The sequence below is a fragment of the Paraburkholderia saeva genome (assembly GCF_907164555.1).
Lineage (GTDB): Bacteria > Pseudomonadota > Gammaproteobacteria > Burkholderiales > Burkholderiaceae > Paraburkholderia > Paraburkholderia saeva.
The window spans coordinates 107,991-128,477 of sequence record NZ_CAJQZC010000001.1 but is presented as its reverse complement, the minus strand read 5'-3'; the positions used below and the strand labels follow the sequence as shown (position 1 = coordinate 128,477).

Below are 20,487 nucleotides of genomic sequence, written 5' to 3'. Positions count from 1 at the left end.
TTCGTCAGACGCAGAAACCTGCGACGGTTAGTCGATTGCCTTGTCGTTCGGGCTCTTGAAGAGCGCCTTGATGTCGTCGCTTTCCGGAAAGGCCAGGTTCAGGCCCTTCGGCGGGATCGGCGATTCAAACCACTTCTTGTAGATCTTGTCGGCGTCGCCCGAGGTTTCGACCTTCGCGATCGCGTCGTCGACGACCTTCTTGAACTCCGGATCGTTCTTGCGCAGCATGCAGCCGTACGCTTCGTGCGATTGCGGTGCAGCAACGATCACGAAATCGTTCGGCGTGTTCGACTTCGCGCGCTCGCCTGCGAGCAGCGCGTCGTCCATCATGAATGCGACAGCGCGGCCGGTCGACAGTGTCAGGAACGACTCGCCGTGATCCTTCGCGCTGATGATGTTCATGCCCATGCTCTTGTCCTGGTTCATCTTGCGAAGCAGGCGCTCGGACGTCGTGCCGGCCGTCGTGACGACCGTCTTGCCCTTCAGGTCAGCCCAGTCCTTGATGCCCGAATCTTTCTTCGTCATCAGGCGCGTGCCGATCACGAAAATCGTGTTCGAGAAGGCGACCTGCTGCTGGCGCTCAGCGTTGTTTGTAGTCGAGCCGCATTCCAGGTCGATCGTGCCGTTCTGCACGAGCGGAATTCGGTTTTGCGACGTAACCGGCGTGAGCTTGACCTTCAGGTCCGGCATGTTCAGCTTCTGCTTGACCGCGTCCACGACCTTCAGGGCGAATTCCTGCGAGTAACCGACGACATTCTGCTTGTCATCGTAGTAGGAAAACGGAATCGACGATTCGCGATGACCCAGCGAAATCACGCCCGTATCCTTGATTTTCTTTAGTGTGCCAGCGTCCTGCGCATGCGCGCCAACGGTGAACAGACCCAGAGTGGCGAGAAGCAGCGCAGCGTTTTTAAACTTCATTTTGTGATCTCCTTTCAAGTACCGGCGCCAGTTTAGCAAAGTAATTATTCTGAAAGTAATGGTTGTTAACCATGTTCCGGCTTGCGCGGTGCATCAACCCGACAACCGTCCACACCGCACAGATGCGAAAGCGGGCAGCATCGAATCGATGCCGCCCGTTCCCTGGCGGACGCGCGGCGCAAGCCGCGCTTTAACCCACACTCATCAGGGGTACAGGCCGCGCATTTCACGCGCCTGAAGGATGCGCTTACAGGCAACGATAAAGGCAGCCGTACGCACCGACACACTCTGTTCGCTCGACACCTGCCAGACCGCTGCAAAAGCTTCGCGCATTACGCGTTCGAGGCGCTGGTTGATCTCGTCTTCCGTCCAGAAGAAGCTCGAGAAATCCTGTACCCATTCGAAGTATGACACCGTCACGCCGCCCGCGTTGGCTACGACGTCCGGAATCACGAGGATGCCCCTGTCGTGCAGGATGTCGTCCGCAGCCGTGGTGGTCGGGCCGTTCGCGCCTTCCACGATGATCTTCGTGCGGATTTTGCCGGCGTTCTTTTCGGTGATCTGGTTTTCCAGCGCGGCCGGGATCAGGATGTCCGATTCGACCGTCCAGAAGTCCTCGTTCGCAATGGTGTCGGCTTCCGGGAAACCGCCCACGCCGCCCGTCTTCGCCACGTGTTCCAGCAATGCGCCGGCGTCGATACCGGTGGATTTGTACAGCGTGCTGGTGTGATCCTGCACGGCGACGACCTTCGCGCCGGCTTCCTGGAAAAGACGCGCGGCAATGCCGCCGACGTTGCCGAAGCCCTGCACCGCGATACGCGCGCCTTCGATATCGAAGCCGATACGGCGGGCGGCCTCGCAACCGACGACAAAGACGCCGCGGCCCGTGGCCTCTCGACGGCCGAGCGAGCCGCCGAGCGTGATCGGCTTGCCGGTCACGACGCCCGTCGCCGTTTGCCCCTGGTTCATCGAATACGTGTCCATCATCCACGCCATGATCTGCTCGTTCGTGTTCACGTCCGGCGCGGGAATGTCGGTATTCGGTCCGATGATGATGCCGATTTCGCTTGTGTAGCGGCGCGTCATGCGCTCCAGCTCACCACGCGACAGCGTGCGCGGATCGACGCGGATACCGCCCTTCGCGCCGCCGTACGGCACGTTGACGGCCGCGTTCTTGACCGACATCCACGCTGAGAGCGCCATCACTTCCGAAAGCGTCACGTCCTGGTGATAACGCACGCCGCCCTTGCCCGGACCGCGCGACACGTTGTGCTGTACGCGATAGCCTTCGAAGTGCGCGACCGTGCCGTTATCGAGTTCGATAGGCACATCGACGATCAGAATGCGCTTCGGGCGCTTCAGCGTTTCGAGCCAGCGCGACAGGGAACCGAGGTAAGGCGCGACGCGGTCGACCTGACGAAGATAGTTGCCCCAGGGGCCGAGGTCGTCGCTGTGAAGGTAGGACGGGATGGACTGCGAGGTTGATGCGGACTGCACTTGGGATGACATGAACGCTCCGGCGTCGATCAAATGAGTGCATTGTCGAAAAAGGGCTTCACGAAATCCAATGCCGTTTGATCATTGCGTTATGTTTTTCTTGCATAACGTCAATTATTCGAAAAAGACTGTCGCATTTGCTGTGGGTATCGATCGTTCAATCGTGCTCAGGATCGTGTCACGCAAACGTCATGCGGCGTCCTGCGCGAGTTCTGCCGTCACCACATCCCAAAGCTGGCGCACCAGCACCTGCCGGGGGTCGTCGCCCTGTGCCGCGAGCTTGTCACGATAGAGGCGAATTTCCATCGTCAGCGTGAACTGGCCTTCCGCGACCCCGCGCGACGCGCGATCGAGGCGAATCAGGCTGCCGTCGGCCACTGCGTCCTCGACGGCGCTGTGCGGCAGGAACGCGAGGCCGTGGCCGGCGAGCGTCATCGCCTTCAGCCCTTCGGCCATGTCGGTTTCGTACACGCGATCGAGATGCAGGCGCGTCGGCGCATTGGCGACGATCACCTCCGTCATGCGGCCAAGATAGGCGTTCGGCGTGTACGACAGATACGGCGCGGGGGCCTCCGGCGTGCCAGGCAGCGTGTGACGCGGCCGGCCCGCGCGCAGCGGCGCCGAGAACGGGCTGATCGACTCGACGCCTAACGTCAGCATGTCGTAGCGCGCAGGATCGAGCGCGACCGGATGGCTCGGATGGTGATAGCCCATCACGAGATCGCAGCCCCCTTCGACGAGCGAAAGCACGGCGTCATGCACATTGAGCGCGCGCAAGCGCGTATGGATCGGACCGAGTTGCGCCTCGATACGCTGCAGCCAGCGCGGAAAATACGTCAGCGACAGCGTGTGCGGCACCGCGAATTCGATCGTCGCGGCGGGCGTTGCGGTGTGGCCGCGCAGCAGCGTACGGGCTTCGTGAAACTGCGAAAGCATCGCGAGCGCCTGCTCGTAGAACACCTGGCCTGCGGATGTGAGACGCGTCGGGTAAACCGAACGGTCGATCAGTTCCGTGCCAAGCCACGCTTCGAGCGCCTGGATGCGGCGCGAGAACGCGGGCTGCGTCACATGCCTCAACTCAGCCGAACGGCTGAAGCTGCGGGTTTCCGCGAGCGAAACGAAGTCTTCGAGCCATTTCAGTTCCATGCGGACCCTGGTCGCCGTGCAGCATATGGAGAAGTCAGCATTCTAGCGGCGCACCGCTGCGGCTGCTTCGGCGGCTCCTTCATGCGGGTCTGCGGGCACGCAGCGGGCTCCCGCGGCCGCCAGTGGTAAAATTCCGGGTTCTCCCCGATTCTGTTCCTCACCTTCCGTCCCCGCCTCCATCATGTCCGATACCCGTCCCGACACCCTCTTCGCGCTGAACGCGCTCTCACCGCTCGACGGCCGCTACGCCGCGAAAACCGAAGCCCTGCGCGACTGGCTCTCGGAAGCCGCGTTCATGCGCAATCGCGTGACGGTGGAAATTCACTGGCTGATCGCGCTGTCGCGCGCCGGTTTCGCTGAAGTGCCGCGTTTCTCCGAAGCGTCGGAGCAGTTCCTGCTGCAGCTCGTCGAGCACTTCACCGCGCACGACGCCGCGCGCATCAAGGAAATCGAGCGCGTGACGAACCACGACGTGAAGGCGGTCGAATACTGGCTGAAGGAATCGGTGAAGGGCCAGGCGGAACTGGAACGCGCAAGCGAGTTCATTCACTTCGCGTGCACGTCGGAAGACATCAACAACACGTCGCACGGGCTGATGCTCGCGGGCGCACGTGAGCACGTGATCCTGCCGGCACTGCGCTCGGTGCACCAGCGCCTTGTTACGCTCGCGCACGCTCAGGCGGAACAGCCGATGCTCTCGCGCACGCACGGACAGCCGGCCAGCCCGACGACGCTCGGCAAGGAAATCGCCAATGTCGCCGCGCGTCTCGAACGCGCGATCGAGCGCGTCGCGAAGGTCGAACTGCTCGGCAAGATGAACGGCGCGGTCGGCAACTTCAATGCGCACCTGTCGGCGTATCCGGAGTTCGACTGGGAAGCGTTCTCGCGTGAAGTGGTCGAACAGCGTCTGAAGCTCACGTTCAATCCGTACACGATCCAGATCGAGCCGCACGACTACATGGCCGAACTGTTCGATGCTGTCTCGCGCGCGAACATCATCCTGCTCGACCTCGACCGCGACGTGTGGGGCTACATCTCGCTGGGTTACTTCAAGCAGCGTCTGAAGGCCGGCGAAATCGGTTCGTCGACGATGCCGCACAAGGTCAACCCGATCGACTTCGAAAATTCGGAAGGCAACCTGGGTCTCGCGAATGCGACGCTGCGCCATCTGGCCGACAAGCTGCCGGTTTCGCGCTGGCAACGTGACCTGACCGATTCGACGGTGCTGCGCAATATCGGCGTCGCGTTTGGTTATTCGCTGCTCGCGTATGACTCGCTGATTCGCGGCCTCGACAAGCTCGAAGTGAACGCGGCGCGTCTGAACGAAGACCTGGATAACTGCTGGGAAGTGCTGGCTGAGCCGGTACAAACCGTGATGCGCCGTTACGGCATCGAGAATCCGTACGAACAGCTGAAGGAACTGACGCGCGGCAAGGGCATCACGCGCGAAGGGCTGCAGACGTTCATCGGCGGCCTGAATATTCCCGCCGACGCGAAGCAACGTCTGCTCGCGATGACGCCGGCTTCGTATGTCGGCAAGGCGGTTGAGCTGGCGAAGCGGATTAAGTAAGTCTGCTGTTCGCTGGTTAAGATGCATCGGAAGGCGCTCCACGGAGCGCCTTTTTTTGTCTGTCGTTTCGTGCATCTACTTACGCGTTTGCGTGTTCGCACCGCACGCGATATGCCGGCTCGCTGGAAGCGTAATACGATCGCCTGCCGTCGCGGTCATAGAATTTTCGGCTGAAGTCCAGCTATCTCGGACTTTTCGGATTTTTATGCTTTTGCATCGTCGATATGGTTGCGGGTTACGGCTGCGACAGGACGCTGAATGCAACGACCGCTTTTTTCCCACGAACTTGAGCTTCTGGAGTTCCTGCTGTTTGTCAATGAACCGGTTTACGGCGATGTCATATCGCAGTGGATTGCCGGACTGGATACTTCGAGCGTGAGTGAATACTTTTCGCCATACTCCCTCACATTCGATGAGGGACCGAAAATGCCGCGAATGCGGTTTGAATCGTTCACGCTTCAACGCGAACTGATTGCAATCGACGAAGGCGTCGCGGTACTGGTGTACGCGCTAGCGAGCAAAACACCAGCGGGAAATATGCTCGACAGTTTTAGCGTCGACCGGCTGGACGGCGAGCCACTTCAGTCGTACCCGAAGGCTGGCAGCAGTCTCATGATCATGGAGCGCGGAAGACGTATCGGCGGTGCCGACCTGCGTGCTGTGTACCACGCATCTGATGCACCACTCTTTCCTGTCGGGGATTGAACCGCATCGGAAACGACGCGGTTGCGGAGTGCGAATAATGGCGACAACTGGCTCGTTTTGGACAGCACATGCATCGATTCAAAGAGTCGAGGAGAGGCCTGGCCGGCGAACCGGTTATCGTCCTGCTGTTTGCGGATTCGGCTGACTGACGAAAAAGGCGCTCACACGGAGCACCTTTTTCACATCCACATACACGCCCAAAAATCAGCGCGCCTCAACCTGCTTCAGCACCTCATCGACGATCTGTTCCGGCGTGAGTTCGATACTCACCGTGATCGCCTCTTCCGCAGCGGGTTCTTCAAGCGTATCGAGCTGACTCTGTAACAGCGATGGATCGAAGAAGTGCCCGGTTCGCGTCTGCAACCGCTCCTCCAGCACTTCGCGCGAGCCCTTCAGATAGACGAAGCACACATCCTTGTCACCCGCACGCAGGATGTCGCGATACGAGCGCTTCAGCGACGAGCACGTGAACACCGCATCCACGCCCGCACGCTGCTCTTTCTCGATCGCCTCGCGGATCGTGCGCAACCACGGCCAGCGGTCTTCGTCCGTCAACGGGATGCCGTGATGCATCTTCTCCTTGTTGGCTTCGCTGTGAAACGCGTCGCCATCCGTGAAGTCGCAGTGCAGGCGCTCGGCGAGCAGCTCGCCGATGCGCGTCTTGCCCGCGCCCGACACACCCATCGCTATCAGAATCATCGAAAACTCCTTACTTACAGTACCGCCGCCAGCGCGAACGTCAAACCAAGACCCATCAGCGAAATGATGGTTTCGCACAGCGACCACGTCTTGAACGTCTGGCCCACCGTCATGCCGAAATATTCCTTCACGAGCCAGAAGCCGCCGTCATTCACGTGCGAAAAGATCAGCGACCCGGAACCTGTCGCCAGCACCAGGAGTTCGGGCCGGACCTGCACGGCGCCCGCCGCCGCGATCGGCGCGACGATGCCGCAGGCGGTCGTCATCGCAACGGTTGCCGAACCCGTCGCGAGACGGATCAGCGCCGCGACAAACCAGCCAAGCAGCAAGGGCGACAAATGTGCCGATGTCGCCGTCTCGACGATCTGCTTCGAGATGCCGCTATCCATCAGCACACGGCCAAAGCCACCACCCGCACCGACGATCAGCGTGATACCGGCGATCGGCGCCAGACAGTCGCCGCAGAACTTCTGGATCTGCTCACGGTTGAAGCCTCGCTTCGCACCGAACGTCCAGAAGCTGACGAGCACCGAAATCAGCAGCGCGACGTCCGACGTGCCGACAAAACGCAGCAGGTCGTTCGGCACGGTCTTCGGCGCGAACACGAGATCGGCCCAGCTGCCGATCAGCATCAGGATCACCGGCAGCAGGATCGTGAAGAGCGTGATGCCGAAGCCCGGCAGGTCACGCTTTTTCTCATCCTTGTCAGCGGCGTGGACGAACTGCGCGGCCAGCGGATTGTTTTCCGGCAGCTTGATGTATTTGTGAATCAGAAGCGCGAACAACGGACCCGCGACGATCGCCGTCGGCACGCCAACGATCAGACCATATGCAATCGTCTTGCCGATGTCGGCGTGATACGCCTGCACGGCGAGCAGTGCGGCCGGGTGCGGCGGAATCAGACCGTGTACTACCGACAGACCGGCAACCATCGGCAGGCCGATCAGCAGCAGCGATTTGCCCGTGCGCTTCGCGACGTTGAACGCAATCGGAATCAGCAGCACGAAGCCGACTTCGAAGAACACCGGCAAGCCGACGATGATCGCGACGACCATCATTGCCCAGTGAATGTTCTTCTCACCGAACTTGTCGATCAGCGTAGTCGCGATGCGTTCCGCGCCGCCCGACTCAGCCATCATCTTGCCGAGCATCGTGCCAAGGCCGACGACAATCGCGATGTGACCGAGCGTGTTGCCGTTACCGGTCTCGAACGACTTGACGATCGTACTCATCGGCATGCCGACCGCGAGGCCAAGCAGCAGGGAAACGATGATCAGGACGAGAAACGGATAGACCTTGAAACGCGTGATCATCAGGATCAGTACCGCAATCGCGATGAGCGCGTAAATCAGCAGCATGCTGCCATGAACAGCTTCCATGAAGCTCCTCCCTGTTGTTTATTCGTATGGATGCATCATGCCGCTGGCACCCGGGTTGATAGCCAGACGCAGCGCCGGTCGGGCCGGCAATCCGCGCGGACGCTGAATTCTACTGTCAGTTGAGGTTATCTGTAATGGACTGTAGTAGATGACGCGCGCGACAGGAAATTCTGAGGATAAAAAAGAAGCCTCCTTGTCGCGGCCACCAGACCGTTTCAACGAGGCTTCTTTGGCAAAACCCATGCGTGCATCCGCATCGCACGTTCAGCGCAGGCTTTTGTGCACTGCGGCGTGAATCAGGCTATCCGGCTGGACACGTGATACCCAATGCCCGACGCAGCACTGCGCGGCCACCCGCCAACGAGACTCAGTGCGACGGCGCCGCCAGCTGGCTTGCCGCACGCGCGAGGCGCGTGACTTCGTCCCAGTTTTGCGCGGCGAGTGCCGACTTCGGCGTGAGCCACGAACCGCCGACGCACACCACGTTCGGCAGCGACAGGAAATGCGTCGCGGTTTCCGCGGTGATGCCACCGGTCGGGCAGAACTTCAGTGTCGGGAACGGACCGCTGAACGCCTGCAGCATCGGCACGCCCCCGGCCTGTTGCGCCGGGAAGAACTTGACGATTTCATAGCCGAGTTCCAGCGCGGCGATGATGTCCGTCGGGGTCATCACGCCCGGCAGCAACGGCAAACCGGCGTCCTGCGCGGCCTGGTGCATTGCTTTCGTGAGACCCGGCGAGACGCCGAACGTCGCACCGGCTTTTTTCGCCTGCGCGCATTGTTCCGGCCGCGTAATCGTGCCCACGCCGACGACGATGTCCTCGGCCAGCTGGCTCGCGCGCTCGATCGCTTTCAGGCCGGCGTCCGTGCGCAGCGTGATTTCGAGCACCTTGACGCCGCCCGCATGCAGCGCACGCGACACGTTCTCGCCCTGTTCGACCGAGTCGAACGCCAGAACCGGAATGACCGGACCCAGGCGGACGATTTCGCTCACTGTCTTTTGCGTCATGTTCATGCTCCCTGTTTCTGCAATGCGTGGATTTCGCCGACCATCGGGCCGAATACCGATGCGCCATGCTCCGCCGGCGCCGCCGAAGCCCGGAAGACACCGAACAGTTCGCGGCCAAAGCCGACTTCGTTTTCCGCCTGATGCGCCGGCAGGGCGACTTCGCGCGCCGCCCAGGTGGCCGCATCGATCTCGACGTCGAGCACGCCCGCTTCTGCATCGATGACGATCGTGTCGCCCGTCTGCACCTTGCCGATCGGCCCTTGAAGCAGCGCTTCCGGCGAAATGTGGATCACCGCCGGCACCTTGCCCGACGCGCCGGACATCCGTCCGTCGGTGACGAGCGCGACGTGGAAACCCTGATCCTGCAACACGCCGAGCAGCGGCGTCAAACGATGCAGTTCGGGCATGCCGTTTGCCCGCGCGCCCTGGAAGCGCACGACAGCCACGAAATCGCGCTTCAACTCGCCTTTGTCGAACGCTTCCTGCACGGCTTCCTGCGAATCGAACACGATGGCCGGCGCCTTCACCTTGCGATGCTGCGCTGCGACGGCCGAAATCTTGATGACACCGCGGCCGAGCTTGCCCTGCATCAGACGCAGGCCGCCATCCGGCTGGAACGGCTCCTTGATGCTGCGCAGCACCTTGGTGTCATGGCTTTCGGCAGCGCCCGGCGCCCACGTCAGCTTGCCGTCGATCAGCTTCGGCTCTTCGGTGTAATGCGACAGGCCGCGACCGGCAACCGTATTGACGTCTTCATGCATCAAGCCGTCTTCGAGCAGGTTGCGGATCAGAAACGCCATGCCGCCCGCCGCGTGGAAGTGGTTCACGTCGGCCTTGCCGTTCGGATAGACCTTGGCGAGGAGCGGCACAGCCTGCGACAGCGTGTCGAAGTCGTCCCAGTCGATCACGATGCCCGCAGCACGCGCGATCGCGACCAGATGCAGCGTATGGTTGGTCGAACCGCCCGTGGCCAGCAGACCGACGATGCCGTTGACGATCGCCTTCTCGTCGATCACATGGCCGATCGGCGTGTAGTTGCCACGCTCAGCCGTAAGATCGAGCACGCGGCGCGCGGCCTGCGCGGTCAGCGCGTCGCGCAGCGGCGTGTGCGGATGGACGAACGCCGAACCCGGCAGATGCAGGCCCATCACTTCCATCAACATCTGGTTGCTGTTCGCCGTGCCGTAGAACGTGCACGTGCCGTGGCTGTGATACGCCTGCGCTTCCGCCTCGAGCAGCGCATCGCGGCCGACTTCGCCGCATGCGAACTGCTGGCGGATCTTCGCCTTGTCGTCGTTGGAGAGGCCGCTCGTCATCGGGCCGGCCGGCACGAAGATTGTCGGCAGATGGCCGAACTGGAGTGCACCGATCAGGAGGCCCGGCACGATCTTGTCGCACACGCCAAGACAGAGCGCCGCGTCGAACATGTTGTGCGTAAGCGCGACGGCCGTGCTCATCGCGATCACTTCGCGCGAGAAGAGCGACAGTTCCATGCCCGCGTTGCCTTGCGTCACGCCATCGCACATGGCCGGCACGCCGCCCGCGAACTGCGCCACGCCGCCGTTTTCGCGCGCGGCCACCTTGATGATGTCGGGGAAATTCTTGTACGGCGCATGCGCCGACAGCATCTCGTTGTACGACGAAACGATGCCGATGTTCGGTTCGCGGATCGTCTTGATCGCGAGCTTTTCCTTGCCTTCGAGGCCGGCGAAGCCGTGAGCGAGGTTTGCGCACGACAGCGCGCCGCGCGCCGGAAACTTGCCCTGCGCGCGGTCGATGCGCGCCAGATAGGCATCGCGGCTGGGCTTGCTGCGTTCGATCACGCGCTGCGTGACCTTCGTCAATTGCGGATGCGGGGAAACCATCGAAGCTCCTTCGTCGCTGGCTGCGCGGGACTAGTACGCGGCGCCAGATTGATATCGCGGGGGGACGGCTTTCGCAGCCGACCACGTGATGTTAGTAGAAAAACTACACAACCGCAACGTTCTGACGACGCCCGTCTCGACACACCGCGATCGCGCTGAAAGCCTTTCCATACGGCGCTTAAGACAAAATCACAATAAACCCAGGGATTACACCTACAGTCCGATATGTAGTTTTTGTACATCTCGATGTGATCGGCTATAGTCCACGCATTCTTCAGCATAGTGCGAGTTTTCCGATGATGCTGTCCCAGGTGGAGGCAATGCGGGACCAGCTGCGCCCGTCCGAGCGCAAGCTGGCCGACTACGTGATCGAGGCGCCGCGCGAGGTGCTCGATCTGTCGATGACGGAAGTCGCCGCGCGCGCGGGCGTGAGCCAGCCGACGATCGCGCGCTTCTGTCACGCGCTCGGTTTTTCGGGTTTCCGGGAATTCAAGATCCGCCTCGCGCAGGGCATTGCGGCCGAAGTGCCCGCGGTCTACCGCGACGTGCGCGCGGACGAACCGGCGCCGGGCGTCGCCGCCAAGGTGCTCGACCGGACGATCGGCGCGCTGATCCAGGTGCGCAACAACCTGTCGTCGGACAGCGTTGCCTCGGCGATCGCCCTTTTAGCCGAAGCGCGGCGCATCGAGTTCTACGGCGCGGGCGGCTCGGGCATCGCGGCGCTCGACGTGCAGCACAAGTTCTTCCGCCTCGGCGTGCCGAGCGTTGCCTATTCGGATCCGCATACGTTCCTGATGTCGGCTGCGCTGCTGGGCAAGGGCGACGTCGTGGTCGCGATTTCGAATACGGGCCGCACGCGCGACATCGTCGACGCGGCGCGATCGGCGCTGGCCGCCGGCGCAAAGGTGATCGCGATCACGCACGGCAACTCGCCGCTTGCGCGGCTTGCCACGATCGGGCTCTATGCAAACGTCGATGAAGACACGGATATTTTTTCGCCGATGACGTCGCGCGTCTCGCATCTCGCGATCGGCGACATTCTGGCGGTGGGTGTGGCCCTCAGGCTTGGGCCGGAACTGCTCGGCAAGCTCGCCGAGGCGAAAGACATATTGCGGCGCCGCCGGATCGAAGACGCCGCCACGAGCGCCGACAAGCCCGCGGCGAATACACCGGCCACGGCGAAGCGCTGATCAGAACGGTTTGATCACGACGAGCGCGACAGCGGCGAGCATGCCGAGGACCGGGAGTTCGTTGAACATCCGGTACCACCTGTCCGAGCGCCTGTTCTGGCCGCGCTCGAACGTGCGCAGCAGGACGCCGCAATACGCGTGATAGATGATGAGCAGCACGACCACGCCGACCTTCGCGTGAATCCAGCCCTGCCCGCTTCCGATGCCGACCGCGAGCCACAGCCACAGTCCGCACGCGAGCGCGGGCACGGCGATCAGCGTCATGAAGCGGAACAGCTTGCGCGCCATGAACAGGAGCCGTTTGACTGCGGCGGGTTCCGTTTCCATCGCCAGATTCACGAAGATGCGGGGCAGATAGAACAGCCCGGCAAACCAGGAAGCAACCAGTACGATGTGAAACGTCTTCACCCAGAGCATCGGCGGTCCTTAGATCAAGTTTAGCGCGTGGACGACGTCACGTTCGAAACGCCTGAAAGAGTCGAGATCTCGTAGATGCGCAAAGCTCGAAGTCAATTCGGCGACCCGCGCGCGGCAACGACGTTCATCGATCGGTCTTCGCGCGGGACGGTCGGCCGCAGTGCGCAGCAGGCCGAACAATGTTTCCTTAGGATCCGGGAGGCCTTCACATCGCGCGTTCACCGGGAGTGGTAACGGAACTCTGCCTCTCGGATTTTCCGCGGCGCGGCGAATCGCCTCCTCGTCACCCAACAACCAGGCTTCTGTCATTCGAACCGGAATGACAGGCACCCAACTGGTTCCAAGTCCAACTAGCGCTTCATCCAGCTCGCGGCGACGGACGGCGTAAGGTTCGCGCTCCGCATCACGGTGAACGAACAGTAAATCGCAGTTGTAAAGTGCAATCGCGGCATCGACTCGTCGACGTAGCCCCTCTGACGGCGGCGGAATTCCGTCGAGCGCAAACGCCGACTGCGTCGCAAAATCCTGAAAATTCTCTTCAACAACCCACTGAATAATAGGCAACAGACTCGAATCAGAACGTCCATCTGCAAGGAGCGTGTAACGAATCAAACGCACTGAAGCTCCCTGTGTTCAATGAAATAGATCAAGCTGCTCTCGAAGGAGCATACCGACGGTTGGCAGCGAGCCTTGCGGAGACGCTTCGTCCGTATTCAGGTACGCCAGGAGCGTGCTGAGAGAAGTGGCGGGCTGCTCTGACTGCAAGGCAGTTCGCCATGTCTTTGACAAAAAACCAAACATGCTGAACGCGGCTCCTTTATGGCGATACTGCTGACACACGATGAGATCTTCTGCGCTCAACTCTTGCACGACAAGCGGCGAGTGAGTGTTGATGACGACCTGTCGCAGTGGATTATTGTCACTAATAGCCTCCTGCGGATCGACTGCCATGTCGCGCAGCAAGCTGGTCATGGCCCGTACGCGAGACGGATGAATACCGTTTTCCGGCTCCTCCAGACAAATGAGACCACCTGCTTGCGGGTCGGCGTGAATGATGGCCAGCGCGAGAAATCGCAGCGTTCCATCGGACAATGCCTTCGCGGGGTATTTGATACGATCCCGGTTAGTGAGAAATAACGTCTTTAACTCACGCTTGTCGTCGACTTCAACAGACAACTCAGCGACGTCTGGAATCAGCTCCGAAAGTCGATTGGCTACCTCCGCGTCCCTCCCAAGGTTCTTCAGTGTTGCCGGCATGTGGGCACCCGACGGCGCCACGTGAATGTCCGCAGGAGTCGAGAAGTCATCCGGCTGCCTCAAAGCTGACGGTTCCAGCTGAAGCAGCGACCACGAGCGCATCTCCCTGCGAGCGGCAAGTGCAGTGGGGCGATCAATGGTATTAATCCCGCTGAGTGCGGTCCGCTCCATCCCGAGCGCCGGAATTCGCTCCGGCCTACCGCTACCCGTATCCTGGTGGATATTGACGATGGGCTTGCTTTCCGACTCGCTCACGTCAGTGGAGATAAAATCGGAAGTCTTAGTCCCGCCTTTTACAGTCTCCCAAAACGCATCACTATGGGGGAACAGGTTTCTTCGAAAATCACGCTTCGGAATGTATTTGAGGGACTCGTCCATCAGAACGATACGTTCACTGCCAAACTGCTCGTCCAGCACGTACTTAAGCACAATCCGGTATCGCAGATGAGTTACACGAGGTGCGCCTTGCCGCCCAAAGTCGTCAACAACCGTATTTGGAACCAGAAATTCCGCTTCCAACTCCATCGTATCGGCGCTCGCACCACGAAAGCGGGTGAAGATGGATGCCACGGATCCAGACTTCTTTCCATCGCGGTCGCGAATCCGGTTTGCGGCCGCGATAATTGGAATATCCGCAAGATCCCTCAAGAACACAATCGCATCAAACAGATTTGACTTGCCTGCTCCGTTTGCGCCCGCAATGCACGTAAACGGACCAAAATGAACCGTAATATCCTCAAGACTCTTGAATCCCTTGACCCTAAGCTTGGTAAGCATCGGCAACCCTTTTTTGATATCTGTTTACTGACGCCCTTCTCCGTGCCCAAGCACGACGTATTTCATCGACGTCAGTCCGTCGAGCCCGACCGGTCCGCGTGCGTGCAGCTTGTCGTTCGAGATGCCGATTTCCGCGCCGAGGCCGAACTCGAAGCCATCCGCGAAACGCGTTGACGCGTTGACCATCACGCTCGCCGAATCGACTTCGCGCAGGAAACGCATTGCGCGGTCGTGGTCTTCGGTGACGATCGCATCCGTGTGTGCCGAGCTGTATTCGTTGATGTGTTCGATGGCCGCATCGATGCCGTCGACAATCTTGATGGCCAGCACCGGCGCGAGATATTCGGTGCGCCAGTCTTCTTCCGTTGCGTCGACGAGCGGGCCGACGCCCGCCACTTCGAGTACCGCGCGCGCTTCCGGATCGACGCGCAGTTCGACTTCCTTGCTGCGATACAGCTTGCCGAGCGGCGGCAGCACCTCATTCGCGATGCCGCGCGCGACCACGAGCGTTTCCATCGTGTTGCAGGTGCCGTAGCGATGCGTCTTGGCGTTATCGCAAACGCTTAGCGCTTTCGCGATATCCGCGCGGTCGTCGACGTAGACATGACAGATGCCGTCCAGATGCTTGATCATCGGCACACGCGCTTCTTCCATCAGGCGCGCGATCAGGCTCTTGCCGCCGCGCGGCACGATCACGTCGACGTATTCCGTCATCGTGATCAGCACGCCGACCGCCGCGCGGTCCGACGTGCCTACGACCTGCACCGCGTCCTGCGGCAGGCCGGCGGCTTCCAGCCCTTCGCCGATCAGCTTCGCGAGCGCGGTGTTGCATTCGAGCGCTTCGGAGCCGCCGCGCAGGATCGTGGCGTTGCCGGACTTCAGACACAACGCAGCGGCGTCGATCGTCACGTTCGGACGCGATTCATAGATGATGCCGATCACACCCAGCGGCACGCGCATCTGGCCGACCTGAATGCCGCTCGGACGGAACTTGAGATTGCTGATTTCACCGATCGGGTCCGGCAGCCCCGCGACCTGGCGCAGGCCGTCGACCATCGTCTTCAGCGCCTTGTCGGAGAGCGTGAGACGGTCGATAAACGCGGCGTCGTGGCCTTTCTCGCGCGCCTTCGCGACATCACGCGCGTTCGCGGCCTTCAGCGTTGCCGCATCGCGCTCGATGGCGTTCGCCACCGCTTCCAGCGCGGCGTTCTTCGCAGCCGTCGAGGCGCGCGCCATCGCACGCGAAGCGTGGCGTGCGCGGCGGCCGAGGTCGGTCATGTACTGGGTGATGTCCATCGTCTTTCTCTTGATGTCGCGCCTGGCTCACGCGCGGCGTTGAGACAGGAATAGCGGTATTGGCGGAAAAGATGCGTCGATTGTAAGTCGGAGACGGCGGCTTTGCTGGAGGCGCGTCCGTTGCCAGACGCAAGCGCGATCAGCGCGGCCGCACCACCGGTCGGCCTGGCGCTGGCGCCGATGGCACAGCCGCTGCGCCCGGCGCGGATTTCGCTGGCGAGGCAACCGTCATCGCGAGTTCGAAAAGCCCGCTCCACGGATCAGGCGGCGGATCGAGACGATGATCGCCTGGCGTGCCGCCGGACAATCCCTTCACCTGACGGTCGAGCCGTGCTGCCAGCGCGAGACCCTTTTCGAGCGCGGCCTCCGTGACACGCGACAGCGCCGGTCCGACGAGCCGCTCGCGCGGCCCCCACACGCGATTTTCGCGCAGCAGGACCGCAAGCGGCTTGCCCGTGGCGACACCGCGCTTGATGCGCAGCAGCGTCCGCACTTCTTCGACGACAGCCCACAGCACGAGCACGGCAGCCTCGCCTTCGCCGCGCAGCCCGTCGAGCATGCGCGAGAGCCGGCTGACGTCGCCAGCGAGCATTGCTTCGTTCAGCTTGAAAACGTCGTAACGCGCGACATTGAGCACGGCGTCATGAATCTGCTCGAAGCTCAACACACCTTGCGGATACAGCAGGCCGAGCTTCTGGATTTCCTGATGCGCGGCGAGCAGATTGCCTTCGACGCGCTCGGCAATGAACTGCAGCGCGCGCCGGCCTTCTTCGCCCGCGGCAACGCGCTGACCCTGTTGCGCGAGCCGTTGCCCGACCCACGCCGGCAACTGCGCGCGCTCGACGGGATCGATCTTCAACGCGACGCCCGCATCGGCGAGTGCCGTAAACCACGCCGACTTCTGCGTGGCCGCATCGAGTCGCGGCAATGTCACGAGGGTCAGCACATCGGGATTCGCGGCGGCGGCGAGCGTCTTGAGCGCGTCCGCGCCTTCCTTGCCCGGCTTGCCCGACGGAATGCGCAACTCGACCAGCTGGCGGTCGCCGAACAGCGACATCGACTGGCTCGCGCCCAGCAGCGAACTCCAGTCAAAACCACGCTCGACGGTGAACACGGAACGATCCGTGAAACCCGCCGCACGCGCGGTCGCACGAATGCGGTCGCAGGCTTCCTGCGCGAGCAGATGCTCGTCGCCGTACACGACGTACAGGCCAGCGAGGCCTTTCGCGAGGTGCGGTTCGAGCGCGTCAAGTCGCAGTTGCATAGGGCTGGCTACGGTTGCACAGGGTAGAGACGGGTGACAGAAAACAGATCAGAGCGGCGGCGGCGGCAACGGCGCACGCGGCGCGACGGCCGGTGCTTCCTCGCCCGGCGCCGGATGCAGCGAGCGGACCACCGCGAGACGACGCGTCAACTGGTCGACCGCGTCGTTCTGCATGTCGGCGAACAGGATGTCGGCTTCGGCGCCCTTTGCCTGCGAGAACTGGTCGCTATACGTCATTGCACGGTTCAGCGCGATCGAGCTCGGCGGAATCAGCAACGTGCCGTCCGCGCCGACGAGCGTGTAGTTCAGCGAGTAATTCAGCTGATACTCTTCTACGACGCCCACCGAATTCAGCGTGAGCACGCTGTTGCTGCGTCCTTCGGACATCCGCAGCACGGCATCCGCGTTCGTCGGAACGTTGACGACCACGGTATCGCTGCCGCCTTCGATCATCCGGGTCAACCGCGCGGACACCGCAGCGGGCGCGCCCGTAATGTTAAGGCGCTTGAACGCGTAATTCTGCTGGCCGCGCAGCTGGAAGCCGCAGGCGGACAACACCATCACACCGCACGCGAGCGTCAAGAACGATCTGCGAATCACATTGACTCCCTGAATACCCAGCGACGAACAGGGCCGGCTGCCACACTCGCTGCCGGTGCCCCGCTCATCCCGCTGCTTTCCGTTAAACGACGACGTTGACGAGACGACCCGGCACGACGACGATCTTCTTCGGCGGCTTGCCTTCGCCGAATTTCGCGGACATCTCATGGGCGAGCGCCGCCTGTTCGATCGTTTCGCGCGTGGCATCTTTGGCGACGGTCAGCGCGCCACGCACCTTGCCGTTCACCTGCAGCACGAGTTCGATCTCCGACTGCTCCAGCGCCTGTTCGTCGACCTTGGGCCATGGCGCGTCGAGAAGCGTGCCGGCCTCATCGGCATAACCGAGTTCCTGCCACAGCTGGAACGTCGCGTGCGGCACGACCGGATACAGCACGCGCAGCAGCACGCCGTAGGTTTCGCGCACTACGGCAGGCGTCGCGCCCTTCGCGCTTTCGATAGCGTTCAGCATCTTCATGGCCGCCGACACCACCGTGTTGTACTGCAGACGCTGGTAGTCGTAGTCGGCCTGCTTCAGCACGCTGTAGATCTCGCGACGCAGCGCCTTGTCGGTGTCGGAAAGTTTCGCAGCATCGAACGTTGCGCGCTGCGCGAGCGCCGCTTCGTTTGCCTGACCGAACGTCCACAGACGACGCAGGAAACGGCTCGCGCCCTCAACGCCCGAACCCGACCACTCGAGCTGCTGCTCCGGCGGCGCCGCGAACATCACGAAGAGACGCGCCGTATCAGCGCCATACTGGTCGATCAGCACCTGCGGATCGACGCCATTGTTCTTCGACTTCGACATCTTCTCGACGCCGCCGAGCACGACCGGCTGGCCGTCGGCGATCAGCACCGCGCCCACCGGACGACCCTTGTCGTCGAACGAGACGGTGACGTCGGCCGGGTTGTACCAGGTCTTCTTGCCTGAGTCGCTTTCGCGGTAATACGTTTCGTTGAGCACCATGCCCTGCGTGAGCAGGTTCTTTGCAGGCTCGCCGAACTTGACGAGACCCATGTCGCGCATCACCTTCGCCCAGAAACGCGAATACAACAGGTGAAGAATCGCGTGCTCGATGCCGCCGATGTACTGGTCCATCGGCATCCAGTAATCGGTGCGCTCGTCGACCATCGTCTTCGCGTCCGGCGCGGCGTAGCGGTAGAAGTACCACGACGAATCGACGAACGTGTCCATCGTGTCGGTTTCGCGCTTCGCAGCGGCACCGCACGTCGGGCATGTGCAGTTCAGGAACGCCTCGCTTTTCGCGAGCGGATTGCCTGTGCCGTCCGGCACGAGGTCTTCCGGCAGCACGACGGGCAGATCCTTTTCCGGCACCGGCACGTCGCCGCAGCTCGGGCAGTGGATGATCGGAATCGGCGTGCCCCAGTAACGCTGGCGCGAAATGCCCCAGTCACGCAGACGCCATGTGATCTGCTTGTCGCCGAGGTCGAGCGCTTTCAGGTCGGCGGCGATTGCATCGACGGCGGCAACATAACCAAGGCCGTCGTACTTGCCGCTGTTCACGCAGACGCCGCCTTCCTTGTCGCCGTACCACTCTGCCCAGGCTTCGGTGGAGAACGTCTTGCCTTCGGCCGCGACCACCTGTTTGATCGGCAGACCATATTTGTTCGCGAAGGCAAAGTCGCGCTCGTCGTGCGCCGGCACGCCCATCACGGCGCCTTCGCCGTAGCTCATCAACACGTAGTTGCCGATCCAGACTTCGACCTTCTCCTGCGTCAGCGGATGGTTGACGAAGAAACCCGTTGCCATGCCCTTCTTTTCCATCGTCGCGACGTCGGCTTCCGCCACGCCGCCGCGCTTGCATTCTTCGATGAACGCCTGCAGTTCCGGACGGCCCTCCGCGAGACGCGTAGCGAGCGGATGCTCGGCCGCCACCGCGCAGAACGTGACGCCCATGATCGTGTCGGCGCGCGTGGTGAACACGCGCAGCAGTTTCGCTTCGCCGTCGATTTCGTACGGGAAGCCGAAGTTCACGCCGAAGCTCTTGCCAATCCAGTTCTGCTGCATCACCTTCACGCGCTCGGGCCAGCCGAGACCTTCGAGGTCGCTCAGCAGCTCATCCGCGTATTGCGTGATGCGCATGTAGTACATCGGGATTTCGCGCTTTTCGACGAGCGCGCCCGAGCGCCAGCCGCGACCGTCGATCACCTGCTCGTTCGCGAGCACGGTCTGGTCGACCGGGTCCCAGTTCACCGTGCCGGTCTTCTTGTACGCGATGCCCTTTTCGAGCATCTTCAGGAAGAGCCACTGGTTCCACTTGTAGTAATCCGGGCTGCAGGTGGCGACTTCACGCGACCAGTCGATCGCAAGACCCATCGACTGCATCTGCTTCTTCATGTACGCGATGTTGTCGTACGTCCACTTGGCCGGCGGCACGTTGTTCGCGATCGCCGCGTTTTCAGCCGGCATGCCGAACGCGTCCCAGCCCATCGGCATCAGCGTGTTGTAGCCGTTCATCCGCAGATAACGGTACATCACGTCGTTGATCGTGTAGTTGCGCACGTGGCCCATGTGCAGCTTGCCCGACGGATACGGCAGCATCGAGACGCAGTAGAACTTGGGCTTGTCGGTGGTTTCCGACGTCCGGTAGGCGTCGGAAGCGCGCCATTGCCCTTGCGCTGCGGATTCGACGTCGGAGGGAACGTATTTTTCGTGCATGGTGTGGTGAAGTCGCTGGTTCGGTGCTTTCGCACCGGGCCGGGTGCTTTGCTTGATGGAATCGGTCGCCCCCTTGCGGGGGAAAGGGCTGATTATACCGTCCGGCGGCCCGGTGGCCGGGGCCGCGGCGGCGCGATTTGCGCGGGCTCGCCGTTGCGAGGCCCAGTGTGCGCTGGGCGCAAGCGCCGGGTCGCCGTCCGGGACGCGTTCGCGCCGGC

Annotated in this window: 18 protein-coding genes; 3 read left to right on the top strand and 15 right to left on the bottom strand. The window is 61.9% G+C overall.

Annotation, left to right across the window (positions count from 1 at the left end; all coding sequences use genetic code 11):
- Positions 1 to 27: 27 nt before the first annotated feature.
- From LPA36_RS00595 to LPA36_RS00585, 3 genes are all read right to left on the bottom strand, one after another.
- The gene (locus tag LPA36_RS00595; protein WP_228874193.1) at positions 28 to 921 is read right to left on the bottom strand and encodes a glutamate/aspartate ABC transporter substrate-binding protein; all 894 of its coding nucleotides are present in this window, start codon (positions 919 to 921) and stop codon (positions 28 to 30) included.
- Positions 922 to 1,125: 204 nt separating this feature from the next.
- A complete protein-coding gene (locus LPA36_RS00590) occupies positions 1,126 to 2,430 on the bottom strand; it encodes a Glu/Leu/Phe/Val family dehydrogenase (protein ID WP_228874192.1) in 1,305 nt (434 codons plus the stop codon).
- A 177-nt stretch (positions 2,431 to 2,607) separates the two neighbouring features.
- Positions 2,608 to 3,564 (bottom strand): LysR family transcriptional regulator, encoded by a 957-nt coding sequence (locus LPA36_RS00585; RefSeq protein WP_228874191.1) that lies wholly within the window; start codon positions 3,562 to 3,564, stop codon positions 2,608 to 2,610.
- Between the two features lie 181 nt (positions 3,565 to 3,745).
- On the opposite strand from LPA36_RS00585, the gene purB reads away from it, so the two are divergent.
- Entirely contained in the window at positions 3,746 to 5,134 is a 1,389-nt protein-coding gene (gene purB / locus LPA36_RS00580; RefSeq protein WP_228874190.1) for an adenylosuccinate lyase, read from the top strand.
- A 258-nt stretch (positions 5,135 to 5,392) separates the two neighbouring features.
- The gene (locus tag LPA36_RS00575) at positions 5,393 to 5,839 is read left to right on the top strand and encodes a hypothetical protein (RefSeq protein WP_228874189.1); all 447 of its coding nucleotides are present in this window, start codon (positions 5,393 to 5,395) and stop codon (positions 5,837 to 5,839) included.
- Between the two features lie 204 nt (positions 5,840 to 6,043).
- Here LPA36_RS00575 and LPA36_RS00570 read toward each other — a convergent pair whose 3' ends face one another.
- The 5 genes from LPA36_RS00570 to edd all read right to left on the bottom strand — a co-directional run bounded on the left by LPA36_RS00570 (position 6,044) and on the right by edd (position 10,791).
- Complete coding sequence (locus tag LPA36_RS00570; protein ID WP_228874188.1) at positions 6,044 to 6,538, bottom strand: gluconokinase; 495 nt, start codon at positions 6,536 to 6,538, stop codon at positions 6,044 to 6,046.
- A gap of 14 nt (positions 6,539 to 6,552) precedes the next feature.
- Entirely contained in the window at positions 6,553 to 7,917 is a 1,365-nt protein-coding gene (locus tag LPA36_RS00565; RefSeq protein ID WP_228874187.1) for a GntP family permease, read from the bottom strand.
- 18 nt (positions 7,918 to 7,935) lie between these two features.
- On the bottom strand, positions 7,936 to 8,160 hold the full coding sequence (locus tag LPA36_RS00560) for a hypothetical protein (RefSeq protein ID WP_228874186.1): 225 nt from the start codon (positions 8,158 to 8,160) through the stop codon (positions 7,936 to 7,938).
- Between the two features lie 124 nt (positions 8,161 to 8,284).
- Positions 8,285 to 8,926, bottom strand: coding sequence for a bifunctional 4-hydroxy-2-oxoglutarate aldolase/2-dehydro-3-deoxy-phosphogluconate aldolase (eda, locus tag LPA36_RS00555; protein WP_228874185.1), 642 nt, complete (start codon positions 8,924 to 8,926; stop codon positions 8,285 to 8,287).
- A gap of 2 nt (positions 8,927 to 8,928) precedes the next feature.
- Positions 8,929 to 10,791 (bottom strand): phosphogluconate dehydratase, encoded by a 1,863-nt coding sequence (gene edd / locus LPA36_RS00550; protein WP_228874184.1) that lies wholly within the window; start codon positions 10,789 to 10,791, stop codon positions 8,929 to 8,931.
- 296 nt (positions 10,792 to 11,087) lie between these two features.
- Between edd and LPA36_RS00545 the strand changes: the two genes are divergently transcribed.
- On the top strand, positions 11,088 to 11,981 hold the full coding sequence (locus LPA36_RS00545; protein WP_228874183.1) for a MurR/RpiR family transcriptional regulator: 894 nt from the start codon (positions 11,088 to 11,090) through the stop codon (positions 11,979 to 11,981).
- On the opposite strand, the gene LPA36_RS00540 is transcribed toward LPA36_RS00545, so the two are convergent.
- The 7 genes from LPA36_RS00540 to leuS form a co-directional block, all read right to left on the bottom strand.
- The gene (locus LPA36_RS00540) at positions 11,982 to 12,398 is read right to left on the bottom strand and encodes a CopD family protein (protein WP_228874182.1); all 417 of its coding nucleotides are present in this window, start codon (positions 12,396 to 12,398) and stop codon (positions 11,982 to 11,984) included.
- Between the two features lie 9 nt (positions 12,399 to 12,407).
- Positions 12,408 to 13,016 (bottom strand): hypothetical protein, encoded by a 609-nt coding sequence (locus LPA36_RS00535; RefSeq protein WP_228874181.1) that lies wholly within the window; start codon positions 13,014 to 13,016, stop codon positions 12,408 to 12,410.
- Between the two features lie 15 nt (positions 13,017 to 13,031).
- The gene (locus LPA36_RS00530) at positions 13,032 to 14,432 is read right to left on the bottom strand and encodes an AAA family ATPase (protein WP_228874180.1); all 1,401 of its coding nucleotides are present in this window, start codon (positions 14,430 to 14,432) and stop codon (positions 13,032 to 13,034) included.
- Between the two features lie 24 nt (positions 14,433 to 14,456).
- Positions 14,457 to 15,728, bottom strand: a complete 1,272-nt coding sequence (locus LPA36_RS00525) for a glutamate-5-semialdehyde dehydrogenase (protein ID WP_228874179.1) — start codon at positions 15,726 to 15,728, stop codon at positions 14,457 to 14,459.
- 139 nt (positions 15,729 to 15,867) lie between these two features.
- Entirely contained in the window at positions 15,868 to 16,992 is a 1,125-nt protein-coding gene (gene holA, locus LPA36_RS00520) for a DNA polymerase III subunit delta (protein WP_228874178.1), read from the bottom strand.
- Between the two features lie 48 nt (positions 16,993 to 17,040).
- Positions 17,041 to 17,592, bottom strand: coding sequence for an LPS-assembly lipoprotein LptE (locus tag LPA36_RS00515; protein ID WP_228874177.1), 552 nt, complete (start codon positions 17,590 to 17,592; stop codon positions 17,041 to 17,043).
- An 82-nt stretch (positions 17,593 to 17,674) separates the two neighbouring features.
- On the bottom strand, positions 17,675 to 20,269 hold the full coding sequence (gene leuS, locus LPA36_RS00510) for a leucine--tRNA ligase (protein WP_228874176.1): 2,595 nt from the start codon (positions 20,267 to 20,269) through the stop codon (positions 17,675 to 17,677).
- Positions 20,270 to 20,487: the final 218 nt, after the last annotated feature.